General features: G+C 66.0%; 8 protein-coding genes. 4 read left to right on the forward strand and 4 right to left on the reverse strand.

The window, feature by feature from the left end; genetic code table 11:
* Positions 1-5 precede the first annotated feature (5 nt).
* The 4 genes from FHS96_RS05265 to FHS96_RS05280 all read right to left on the reverse strand — a co-directional run bounded on the left by FHS96_RS05265 (position 6) and on the right by FHS96_RS05280 (position 5,923).
* The gene (locus FHS96_RS05265; RefSeq protein WP_429588413.1) at positions 6-179 is read right to left on the reverse strand and encodes a hypothetical protein; all 174 of its coding nucleotides are present in this window, start codon (positions 177-179) and stop codon (positions 6-8) included.
* A gap of 540 nt (positions 180-719) precedes the next feature.
* Complete coding sequence (locus tag FHS96_RS05270) at positions 720-3,470, reverse strand: TonB-dependent receptor domain-containing protein (protein WP_429588414.1); 2,751 nt, start codon at positions 3,468-3,470, stop codon at positions 720-722.
* An 80-nt stretch (positions 3,471-3,550) separates the two neighbouring features.
* On the reverse strand, positions 3,551-5,086 hold the full coding sequence (locus FHS96_RS05275; RefSeq protein ID WP_429588416.1) for a hypothetical protein: 1,536 nt from the start codon (positions 5,084-5,086) through the stop codon (positions 3,551-3,553).
* 204 nt (positions 5,087-5,290) lie between these two features.
* Positions 5,291-5,923: a prolyl hydroxylase family protein gene (locus FHS96_RS05280; RefSeq protein WP_429588418.1), complete on the reverse strand. Its 633-nt coding sequence runs from the start codon at positions 5,921-5,923 to the stop codon at positions 5,291-5,293.
* A gap of 197 nt (positions 5,924-6,120) precedes the next feature.
* Here FHS96_RS05280 and FHS96_RS05285 point away from each other — a divergent pair, with 197 nt between their 5' ends.
* The 4 genes from FHS96_RS05285 to gspF all read left to right on the forward strand — a co-directional run bounded on the left by FHS96_RS05285 (position 6,121) and on the right by gspF (position 12,085).
* Entirely contained in the window at positions 6,121-6,972 is an 852-nt protein-coding gene (locus FHS96_RS05285) for a type II secretion system protein N (RefSeq protein WP_429588420.1), read from the forward strand.
* The gene (gene gspD, locus FHS96_RS05290) at positions 6,969-9,242 is read left to right on the forward strand and encodes a type II secretion system secretin GspD (protein ID WP_429588422.1); all 2,274 of its coding nucleotides are present in this window, start codon (positions 6,969-6,971) and stop codon (positions 9,240-9,242) included. Before FHS96_RS05285 ends, gspD begins: the two co-directional genes overlap by 4 nt.
* Positions 9,243-9,315: 73 nt before the next feature.
* Positions 9,316-10,833: a type II secretion system ATPase GspE gene (gene gspE / locus FHS96_RS05295; protein ID WP_429589628.1), complete on the forward strand. Its 1,518-nt coding sequence runs from the start codon at positions 9,316-9,318 to the stop codon at positions 10,831-10,833.
* A 7-nt stretch (positions 10,834-10,840) separates the two neighbouring features.
* On the forward strand, positions 10,841-12,085 hold the full coding sequence (gene gspF, locus FHS96_RS05300) for a type II secretion system inner membrane protein GspF (RefSeq protein ID WP_429588424.1): 1,245 nt from the start codon (positions 10,841-10,843) through the stop codon (positions 12,083-12,085).
* Positions 12,086-12,089 lie beyond the last annotated feature (4 nt).

The raw sequence follows: 12,089 nt of genomic DNA on the forward strand, positions 1-12,089 counted from the left end.
GCTGTTCAATGGTCGCGGCGCGCGGAAGCATCGTCATCCAGCAGGACATCAAGCCGCTGGATGGCGAGATCGAGATGTGCGCTGGGCTCCCACGCCTGGACGCCGTCAAGCAGGCGAAGCGCCTCGGCCATCAACTGCCTGGCTTGCGACAATATGGTCGCCAGATCGCGCTCACTCATTGCCGACAAGCCGCTCGACGCGCATTCGACACTCTCGCCCTAAAGGGACGCCCGGCATCGATCGCCGCCCGCCCGTGGTTGCGTAAAACAGACGCTGCCGTCCGCAACAAAATACGCATTCGGGCCGGTGGTTGCGCGTGAGGCCCGATTACAGGGCAATTTCCCTGCATTGCAAGACATTTCGAAGCCGTGCGCAGGGCTTAGAAATTCCGATAGGGTAGCGTTACCGATTTGGGCAGCGGCCTCTCCCAAATGGGATAGCGCTTCAGCCTTTTGGGGCGCCGGTTGTGCAGGGGCGCTTATTCGCATCCGCCGTTGCACGGCCAGTGCCCGGTGGGCAGTTGGCCCTGTCGCCCGTCTTTTCGTTGCCGGTGTCGGCATGCCCAACGCCGCGTGGCAGGCGAGTGCCTCACGTATGGAAAGGATGCGGCGGAAGCGGCAGATCGGTCGACGTGAATAACGAAAGAGGCGCCGCAGCCCCATGGGCTACGGCGCCTGTCCGCATCTCGCAGGAGCGGCATTACCCGCCCCGGTTTCGCATCAGAACTTGACCTGCGCACCCAGCGAGAAGCTGCGGCCGACATCATAGGTGTTGATGTCGATGCGGTTGGTCCCGGCCTGCTGATATTCCTGGTGACGCGTGCCGGTAATGTTGCGCGCCTCGAACTTCAGCTCAATCTCCTTGCCGAGGAAGGTGAAGCCCTCGCGGGCCACGAAATCCAGCCGGAAGCCGGGCTTTTCGATGATGTCCGGCTGACGGAGTTCGCCCTGGATCGGACCGCGATCGACGACCCGCTTACTGGCGTAGGTCAGCAGTACCGTCGCTTGCGACAGCTTGTCGGTATCCTCGATGCCGATCTGGATGTTCGCGAGGTGATCCGATTGACCGGTCAGCGGCGCGCCGTCTCTGAACAGCAGGTTCGCCGCCACCGTCTGGAGGTTCGGGCCGACGATCATCGAGTCGTCGACCTTCAGCTCGGACTGGGTGTAGGTGTAGTTGCCGATCAGCACGAGGCGCCGCGTCGAGAAGAAGTCACTGCCGAGCGTATCGAGCGGGACATGCTTCTGGACTTCGATCTCGCCACCGTAGAGCCGCGCCTCGGGAGCGTTGGCGAAGCCGCTGCGGAACTGGCCGCCGCCGGCGATGAACGCTGCCGCCTCGATCGGATTGTCGATCTTCTTGTAGAAGCCGGCAACCGTCAGTTGCTGGCCACGACCGAAGAACCACTCATAGCGGGCCTCGGCGTTCCACAGCTTGCTGTCCACGAGGAACGGGTTACCCGTGAACTCGCGATCCGATTCATAATCCTGATAGATCTGCTGCGCGAGTTCGCGGAACTGCGGGCGGGCGATTGTCTTGGAGCCATGCAGGCGGATCTGCATGTCGTCGGCGAAGTTCCAGGTCAGCGTGGCCGCCGGCAGCCAGTAGCTGTTGCTCAGATTGGTCGGGGCGAGCGACGCGCCGATCGGCTGAACATTCTGCTTGGCATCCTCATAACGGACGCCGGCAGCGATGCGCACGCCATCGGTGACTTCCGCTTCGATCTGGCCATAACCGGCATGAACCTCGAGGTCGGCATCATAGGCCGCCGTACCTTCGGCACCGGAAACGTCGCGGAGCTGAATGTTGTAGGTGTAGATGTTGTAGTCGGAGACCAGATAGTCCGGCCGTTCCTGCGCAACGTCCAGCGGCAGCGCGCCATCCGGGCGGAAGTACTGGAACTGGTAGCGCGAAGCGGAACGTTCGGTCTTGGTGTAGGCGTAGCCGGCCGAGAGCGTGATCGGCATCGACGAGGGCAGCTTGTAGCCGAGATCGATCGCGCCGGAGTAGACATCCTCGTTCAGGTCGCTGAACGCCACCGAGGCGCTCTGGCCGCCAGAGGTGAGGTTGTTAACATAGTCGTCAACGTCGCCGGGCCCCTTGGTCGTGGGATCACCATCGCCCAGGTAGAAATAGGAGAAGCTGCGCTCATACGGCGATTCGCGCTGCGAATTCGCATAGGCCGCGCGAGTCGAGACGCTGAGATCGTCGAACTTGAACTCGCCGACGAGCTGCGTGTCGATGAGCTGGCGTTCGAACCAGAAGGTGTTCTGCTCGATCAGCGACGGCGGGAGACCTTCTTCCTGGTCGGCGACGTTGCGGTTGAAGCCAGCGCCGAGGCGGCCCTGCTTCAGCGTGTCGCGGATATAGAGGTTGGTCCAGCGGATCTGGTGATCGCCGAACTCGGCGCCCAGGCCCAGCAAGCCGTTGACGATGATGCGGTTGTCGGTGGAGACGCGGGTGAAGCTTTCCTGCGGCGTCCCTTCGACATTGGGGTCGTTGGAGAATTGCTGCAGGGCGCTGCGCGTCCGCCAGCTGTTGCTGTAACCGGCGGCGGCGATGAAGCCGATGCGGGTCGCGCCGACATCGGTCGAACCGCCGGCGCTGATATCCGCCGAGAAGTTCATCGGGATGTCGAAGTTGCGCTGGAGCAGCGTCGTCGAGGCGTTGAGCAGGCTCGCGGCGAAGTCACGACGCTGGGCGTCGGTGCTGCTGCCGAAAGTGCCGCCCTTGACCGACTGGGCGAGCGCGGACGGGAAGTCGCGCGAACCGTCGTCGAAGCCGAGCCAGTCGCTGTCGCTGCCATAATAGGTATAGCCGAGCTTGCCGGTGGTCTCGCTGTCACCGCTGCCCGAGAAGCCGATCGTCAGGAACGATTCCTTGGGCACGGCCTTGGTCGTGAGGTTGATGACGCCGCCGCCGAATTCGCCGGGATAGTTGGGCGAGTAGCTCTTCTGGACGAGCGAGCTGGCAATGACGCTGGTCGGGAAGATGTCGAGCGGAACGACGCGCCGCAGCGGTTCGGGGCTGGGCAGCGGCGAGCCGTTGAGCAGCGCCGACGAATAGCGATCGCCCAGGCCGCGGACATAGACGAAGCCGTTGCCGACCACGCTGAGGCCGGTGACGCGCGAGAGCGCGCCCGCGATGTCGCCTTCCCCGGTGCGGGCGATGTCGGCAGCCGACAGTACCGAGACAACCTCGGGGGTCGCGCGCACGACGTTGGGAATGAAGCGGCCCGTGACGACGATGTCGGCGCCGGTATCGGCGCCCGGCGCCGAGATTTCGACCTGTTCCTCGGGATTGTCGGCCTGTTCCGCCGTCGGCTGCGCGGGCTCCGCGTCGGCCGTGCTCGAGGGGGGCGCATCGGCGGTCGAGCCGGCGGTTTCGCCGGTGGTCTGCGCGATTGCCGACGGTGCGATCAGCGCCGTCGAGAGCAGGAGCAAGCTCCCGAAGGTGAGTGAAGTCTTCATCGTTTCCCCCAAGCGGTCTCGTCGGAAAACGGGGGCAGCGGCGCTGGCCGCTGCCCCCGGGGTTCAGGCAAAAGCCCGGGTTAGGCGGTGGGGACGGTCGTGCAGGTCGCGCTGGTCGAGCCGAAGCTGACATAGCCCGAGTTGCAGGTCCAACCCTGGTACCACGTGTCGGACGCGTCACGGACGGCACCGATATAGGTGGTGGTGTCGAGGAAGGCGTTCAGCGTGTTGGCGTTGAACGCGGTGACCGCGGTCTCGGCCGAACCGTTGACGAACACGTTGCTCAGCGTCGCAGTGACGTTGGTACGGTTGTTCGTGTCGAGCGCGATCAGGGCGGTGATGTCGGCCACGGCGACATTGCCGTCGTCGCGGGCGATCGTCGGGCAGCTGAACAGCACCGAGCGGAACTGCGGCGGGCCGTCGTCCTGCAGCGCGCTGTCGGCCGGACGCATCGTGGTGCCGCCGGTCTGGTCGATGTCGAGGCAGGCCTGCGGACCCGAAACGACGCTATTGAGCAGCTTGTAGTCGGCACCGCCGCGGATCAGGATGGTGTTGCCGCCTTGGACGGTCGAGCGCTGGACGAAGGTCGCGTTTGAAACGACGGTCTTCTGACGCGGCAGCGCGTCTTCGTTGCCATTCGAGTCGGCCTCGATCATCGAGTCGCCGTTGTTTGTGTCGCGCTGGACGGCGATCACATACTGAATGAAGCCCTGATAGCCCAGGTCGGTATCGAGCGCGTCATCGTCGGCGCCGGTGATCACCAGATGCTTGAGGTTCGGGCGGCCGCCGAAGATCTCGATGCCGTCGTCCGAGCTGTTGTGGACCTGGATGTGGTTCAGCGTGGTGTTGCTGCCGACGCCCCCCAAGGTCAGACCCTGAAGTTCGTTGCCCGGCGCAATCGCGAAGCCCGAGTAGCGGATCTGGACGTAGGTGAGCGAGCCGCTGTTGTCGGTTGCGGTCGCGCCGCCGTACAGCGAGCCGGTGGTGCCTTCGATGACGTTCTGGCAGTCGACCGAACCACCGGGGACCGACGCGTTGCAATCGCTGATCGGCGCGCGGCCGAGCAGGATGATGCCGCCCCACAGGCCCTGCGTGGAGTCGGTCGCAGTGCCTTCGACATTTGCCTTGGCGGTGAAGATGATCGGCTGCGTCGCGGTGCCGTTCGCGATGAGGCGCGAACCGCGATTGACGACGAGATAGTCGTTACCCGCCGAACCCATCAGCAGCGCGCCCGGCTGGATCGTGAGCGTGACGGCCTGGCCGCCCGACTGCGAGCCGCTGCCGCCGAGGTCGGAGCCGACGTTGACCGCACCCGAGAGCGAGTAGACGACGCCCGGGAGGTTGTCGATGCGGGTGTCCTGCGTGAAGCGGGCCGGCAGCTCGCACGAACGCTTAGAACCCACGACACCGCGATCGGTGGTGCCCGACGGGCAGCTCGCCGCCGGCTGACCCGGGGTCGGGGTCGGCGTGGGCGTCGGGGTCGGCGTCGGGGTGGGCGTCGGCTGGATGATGACGCCGTCGCCGGGCGAGGCGACGTCGTCGGCGCCGCAAGCGGCGAGCGCCGCGCAACCGCAGGTCGCGAGCAGCAGCTTCGTTACGCGGGAAATCTTGGCCATTATCGTCTACGCTCCGGTTTAGCTTCGGGTATCGGAGCGAAAGGGGAAAATGCTGGATTCGGCCGCGCCCCCTGCCGCCCTCCGGGGCGCCCTAGGCGCGGTGCATGACACAAGGGTTGTGGTTCGATGACTCATCGAAGTCACAAGCGTTGCGATTTTATGACGGGATCGGTTGTGGCATTCCTGCCACAGGCGGTTATCGGATCAACCGGTGGCGGGGCGTGGCCAGGGGCGTTGGCGATACCATTTGGTGATCACATATTTGAAACCGGCGCGTACTTTCATCGCATGGTGCAGGGTGGCGGCGTTGCCCGAGCCATCGGCGCGCAAATTGCTCCACATCAACAGCTTGCCCTCTTCGGGCTGAACGATCTTGTCGATCACCTTGAAGCGCGTCGCGCCGCCGGCTTCGGGCGTGTTGAGATAGATCATCGCCGTCCAGGTGCGCTGGCCGGTCTCGCTGCAATATTTGACATAGTCGGGGCCGTTGACCTCGAAATAGTCCGTATGCGCCTTGAATTCCTGGCCCACCGCATAGCGCTGGCCTTGCAGCGGCTCGCCCAGAGCGGCATCCATGCCCATGAAGCCGGCGATCTTTTCGTCGAGCGCGATTGCGACGGGATCGTCCCAGCTTAGGTCGCAGGTTTCGCTCGTGCGGAAATATTTGTCGCCCATGTCGTCGGACACGGTGGAGGGGCGGCGCTTGGCATCAATCCGTTCGATCAAAGCGGCGCACTCCTCGGCTGAGAGGAACTTCTTGTTGATGAACAGGTCGAGCTTGGGGCTCGGCACCTTCTGCACACCCGGGGTTCCCAACAGCCGCGACGCGATGTCCATGATCTACTCCTTGATCCGCGGTTGCGTCTAAAGCGACGAGCGGGCACGATCAATTTCGCGGAGGTCGGAAGGCGGCGATTTTCCGTGCGGGGATCATGCTGTCGATTTGGGCTTGCCCGATCTGCAGAAAATCCGTCACCAGAGTGTCATTGTTCCGTCACATCCTGTCCCTAGCGCGGCCGGATCGGGGGTGTTTGATGCGTATCGCCTTGGATCCGCGCGCGAAGCGGCTGTTGCGACGCTTGCCCCGCACCAGCGCTTACGGGGTCGTCGAGCTCTTATTGCTGTTGGTGCTGGCGGTGCAGTGCGCCCGCCTGCTGTGGGCCGTCGTCACGCCGGTCGGCCCCTTGGGAGACTGGCGCCCGCAGAACGGGATCGTCCAGGGCGCCGAGTCGCGCGCCCGGCTGCTCGGCGGGTTCGATCCCTTCTTCCGCCAGTCCTCGGGCCCGGCGGAGGCCGTCGTCACCTCGCTGCAACTCACCTTGTTCGGCGTGCGCGTCGACGAGGCGATGGGGCGCGGATCGGCGATCATCGGCGGGCCCGATGGCGTGCAGAACAGCTACGCCGTTGGCGACGAGATCGTCCCCGGCGTTACGCTCAAGTCGGTGCAGTTCGATGGCGTGACGATCAGTCGCGGCGGCGCTGACGAGCAGTTGTTCCTCGATCAATCGGGGGCGGCGCCGCCGCCGCCCGCGCCCGATCAGTCAGACACCAGCACCTTGCTTGATTCGCCAACGGCCGCCGCCGTTCCCGGATCGCAGACGGTGGCGCCGCAGCAACTGCTTGGCGAGATCGATTTCGCGCCGCGGCTCGATCAGGGGCAGATCACCGGCTTCGTCGTGAAGCCCAAGGGCGCCGGCACCGCATTCCGCGTCGCGGGACTGCAGGATGGGGACATCATCGTCTCGGTCAACAACCAGAAGATCACCAACGCCAGTGACCTTGAACGCATGGCCACCGAAGCTGGCGGCAAGGGCGGCAATATCAGCCTGCAGGTCGAACGCGGATCGCAGGTCGTTCCCCTCGTCATCACGATAGCGAGACAATGAAGAAGCATCTCCTGACCATCGGCCTCGCGCTTGCGCTGGCTGCGCCGCTGCCGCTCCACGCGCAGCAGACGCTCAATGTGCGCGATGCCGACATCCGCGCCTTCATTCAGGATGCGGCGCGGGTGACCGGCCGGACCTTCATCATCGATCAGCGGGTGCAGGGTAAGGTCTCGGTGGTGACCGACCGTCCCCTGTCGCGCAGCGAGTATTTCGAGATCTTCCTCTCGACGATCCGCGCCAACGGCCTGATCGCGGTGCCGACCGCAAGCGGCGCGTTCCGCATCCAGCCCGCCGATGGCGCAGCCTCGCAACCGGGTGCCGTCGGCGGCGCGGCCCGCGCCCCGCGCAACGCCTTCGTCACCGAGATCTTCCGGCTGAAATCGATCGACGCGACCTCGGCGGTCGAGACGATTCGCCCGCTGGTCAGCCGCGAGGGCTCGGTCACCGCCAACCGCTCGGGAAATTCGGTGGTCGTCGCCGATTTTGCCGACAATATCCGCCGCATCCGTCAGGTGATCGCCGAGATCGACCGGGACAGCGCGACGACGCGGCTGGTGCCGCTGAAGAATGCCGGCGCGCGTGAGATCGCGCAGTCGCTGCAGCAGCTTGTCGGCACCGGGGGTGGGGAGGGGGCCGCGGCGCGTGGCCCCGCTGCGACGATCGTCGCCATCGACAGCTCAAACTCGATCGCGCTGCGCGGTGACGGCCCGACCGTCGCTCGCCTCGCGGACATCGCTGCCGACCTTGATCGCCGCGCGGCGACCGGCACCGAGATCCGCGTGCTGTGGCTGCAGCATGCCGATGCGGAAAAGATGCTGCCGGTGCTGCAGCAGCTTGTCGGGCAGCAGCCGACCTATTCGTCATCGTCGAGTTCCGGGCTCAGCCGCCGCAGCAGCACGAGCGGATCGAGCGGATCCTCCTCCGACGCACCGGCGCCCACGCCATCGCCGAGCCCGGCGGCAGCCGCCGCCCCGGCTGCCGCCAGCGCAGGCGGGAATGGGGGCATTGCCGGCCGTGGCCCCGCGATCATCACCCGCTTTGAGGGCGCCAACGCGCTCGTCATCGCCGCACCGCCCGAGATCCAGCGCACGCTGGGCGAGGTCGTGCGTCAGCTCGACACGCGGCGCGAGCAGGTGCTGGTCGAGGCGGTGATCGCCGAGATTTCGGACGCGACCGCCAAGCGGCTGGGCGTCCAGCTTTTGTTCGGCGGCAAGAACGCGCCCTTCGCCGTTACCAACTATTCGAACAGTTCACCCAGCATCCTTTCGATCGCCGGCGCGATCGGTGCGCGAGAGCTGAGCCAGACGACCACCGTCATCAATGGCGACACCGTCACTACAAGCACTAATTCCGCCGTCACCGATCTGCTCGAACAGAATGCCGCGCAGCAGATCTTGGCCGCGCAAGGCGGGTTTGCCGGCTTCGCGACCAAGATCGGCAGCGATCTGATCCTCGGCGCGATCGTCAATGCGGTGAAGTCGGACAACCAGTCCAACCTGTTGTCGGCGCCGTCGGTGATGACGCTCGACAATCAGGAAGCGCGCATCCTCGTCGGCCAGGAAATCCCCATCACCACCGGCCAGGCGCTCAGCAACAATTTCGACAATGCGTTCCGCACCGTTCAGCGCCAGAATGTCGGGATCTCGCTGGAGGTGAAGCCGGTGATCAACGCGGGCGGCACGGTGAAGCTCGAACTGCGGCAGGAGGTTAGCTCGATCGCCGGCCCGGTGAGCGAGGATTTCTCCGACCTGATCCTCAACAAGCGCGAGATCGAAACGACCATCACGATCGACGATGGCGAGATCGTCGGCATCGGCGGCCTGCTCGACGACAATGAGCGGCGAACGGTGGAGAAGATCCCGTTCCTCGGCGATTTGCCGGGGCTGGGCGTGCTGTTCCGTTCGAAGGCCCGTTCGCGCGCCAAGACCAACCTGATGGTGTTCATCCGCCCGACCATCCTGCGCACCGCCGCGGATTCGCGTGAGGTTTCCGAGCGCCGCTACGGCTATATGCGCCAGCAGCAGCTTGACGCGCGACCCGACCGCGAACCGACGATCGACGAACTGGTGCGCGAATATATGGGCGCGACGCCGCCGATCCCGGCATCCCAGCTTGCTCCGGGTGATGCCGTCGCGCCCCCCGTGCCGGGCGCCGCGACCGAAGCGCTGCCGCCGGCACCGGCAGAGCCCGCGATCATTCGGCCCGAAGTCCGCGGTTCGACCTCGACGATCCGCCCGGTCGATCCCGCGACCGGGCTGGAGCAGAAGTGAGGATCCGGGGATGAGGATCCGCAAGGGCGGCGAGGCGAAGGCGGTCGACACCGAAGCCGAGGCCGCCGCCGGGATGGTTGCGGCCGACGTGGCGCCTGTGCCCGCGGTCGAGACGCTCTATGCCATCCCCTATGGCTTTGCGCGGAAGTTCGGGGTCGTGCTCAACGGGCCCGACGCTGCGGGGGGCTATGCCGTGACCTTGCGGCAGGGCAGCGATCCGCGCGTGCTGCTCGAGGTGCGGCGCTATCTCGGCCGCGCATTCGATGTCAGCCAGGTGCCCGTCATCGAGTTCGACCGGCTGCTTTCTGATCGCTACGCGATGGACGGGCAGGCGGCGGCGATGGCCGCGGGCTCGCTCGGCCTCGGTGACGAGCTCGATCTGCTCGCGACCGACCTGCCGACCGCTGACGACCTGCTCGACACCGCCGACGACGCGCCAGCGATCCGCCTGATCAACGGCATCATCGCCGAAGCCGCGCGGCAGGGCGTGTCCGACATCCATATCGAGCCCTATGAGACCGGCCTCGTCGTACGCATGCGCATCGATGGCGTGTTGCGCGAGACGCTGCGGATGCCGCCGCACGTCGCCCCCGTCGTCGTCAGCCGTATCAAGGTCATGGCGCGGCTCGACATCGCCGAACGCCGCGTGCCGCAGGACGGCCGCATCGGCCTGACGCTGGCCGGCAAGCTTCTCGACGTCCGCGTCTCCACGCTGCCCAGCCGTGCCGGCGAACGCGTGGTGCTGCGTATCCTCGACAAGGAAAATGCCGGGATCACGCTCGACGCGCTCGGCATGGCGCCGGCGATGCATGCGCTGCTGCGCGATGCGTTGGCCGAACCCAATGGCATCATTCTCGTGACCGGCCCGACCGGCTCGGGCAAGACGACAACGCTCTATGCCAGCTTGCGGCTGCTCAACGATGGCTCGCGCAACATCCTGACCGTCGAGGATCCGGTCGAATATGCGGTCGAAGGCGTCGGCCAGACCCAGGTCAACGCCAAGGTCGGTCTCACATTCGCCGCCGGGCTCCGTGCGATTCTGCGCCAGGATCCGGATGTGGTGATGGTGGGCGAAATCCGCGACCGCGAGACCGCCGAAATTGCGGTGCAGGCCTCGCTCACCGGCCATCTCGTGCTCTCGACCGTCCACACCAACGACGCGGTCGGCGCGATCACCCGCATGCGTGACATGAAGGTGGAGCCGTTCCTGCTCGCCTCCACCCTGCGGGCGGTGCTTGCGCAGCGGCTGGTGCGGCGCCTATGCCCCAACTGCCGCCAGGCAATGCCCGCAGACGCCTCGGTCGCGGCGCTGCTCGGCATCGAGCCCGGCACCACCATCTACGAGCCGCAGGGCTGCAGCGAGTGCAGCGGCACCGGGTTCAAGGGCCGCATCGGCGTCTACGAGGCGGTTCGCATCGACGACACGATCCGCCGGCTGATCAATGAAGGCGGCGATGAGGTCGCGATCTCCCGCCACGCCTTCCGCAACAGCAGCGACCTGAGCGCCGCTGCGCGCGCGCTGGTTCGCGAGGGGATGACAACGCCCGAGGAGGCTGTGCGCGTCTCCCGTCGCGAGACGATCGATGCGTGAGGCTTGAATGCCTGATTTCGATTATCTCGCGCTCGATACCGGTGGCCGTGAACGGCGCGGCAGCGTCGCCGCGCCGACGATCGAGGATGCGCGCGCGCGGCTCGACAAGCGCCGCCTTTATGTCGTGCGCATCGAGCTCGGCAGCGGTGGCGGCGGCGCCGCGGCGGCAACGCGCGCGCGGCCCTTGCTTGCAGGCGGCAGCCTGTTCGGTCCGCGCCGCATGTCCGGCAAGGCGCTCACATTGTTCACCCGCCAGCTCGCTACCCTGATTCAGGTCAGCCCGCTGGAGGAATCGCTGCGCACCATTTCGCGCCAGACCGAACAGCCTCACGTTCGCGCGGTGCTGGAACGCGTCCATGCCGGCGTCGTCGAGGGGCGGCGCCTCTCCGAATCGATGGGCCGCGAGGCGCGGAGCTTCCCGCCGCTCTACCGCGCGATGGTCTCTGCCGGCGAAGGATCCGGCACCTTGCCATCGATCCTGGAGCGGCAGGCCGAACTGCTCGAACGCCAGGCGCAGATGCGCTCCAAGGTGATGACCGCGCTTGCCTACCCTACCGTGCTCGCCTTCGTCGCGATGGGCGTGGTGATGGCGCTGATGATCTTCGTCGTGCCGCAGGTGGTGGAGCAGTTCGATACGGTCGGGCAGGAATTGCCGCTGCTGACGCGGATCGTGATCGCGCTTTCGGACTTTCTCGCCGGCTGGTGGTGGGCGCTGCTGATCGGCGTCGCGCTGCTCGGCTTCGTCGGCTGGCGCGCGTTGAAGGATCCGGGCATCCGGCTGCGCTTCGATCGCATGTTGCTGCGCATTCCGTTCATCGGCCGGTTGATCCGCGATCTTCACGCCGCGCGGATGGCGCGCACGCTCTCGACGATGATCGCCTCTCGCCTGCCGCTGCTGGAGGGCCTCGCGCTCACCAGCCAGACGGTGAACAATCGCGCACTGCGGGCTGCGACCGACGAGATCGTCGAAGCCATCAGAGGCGGCGGCAGTCTTTCGGCGGCGCTGCGCCGCGCCGACATCTTTCCGCCGCTGCTCGTCTATCTCGCCGCATCGGGCGAGGCGTCCGGGCGGCTGGATACGATGCTGGAACGCGCCGCCGACTATCTCGAACGCGAGTTCGAGGGCTTCACCTCGGCGGCACTGTCGCTGCTGGAGCCCGCGATCATCGTGCTGATGGGCGGCATCGTCGCGATGATCGTGCTATCCATCCTGCTTCCCATCCTCCAGCTCGAAACGCTGGCGGCATCATGAGGTT

Origin of the sequence: Sphingomonas zeicaulis, from assembly GCF_050433225.1 — a bacterium.
GTDB classification, from domain to species: domain Bacteria; phylum Pseudomonadota; class Alphaproteobacteria; order Sphingomonadales; family Sphingomonadaceae; genus Sphingomonas_D; species Sphingomonas_D zeicaulis.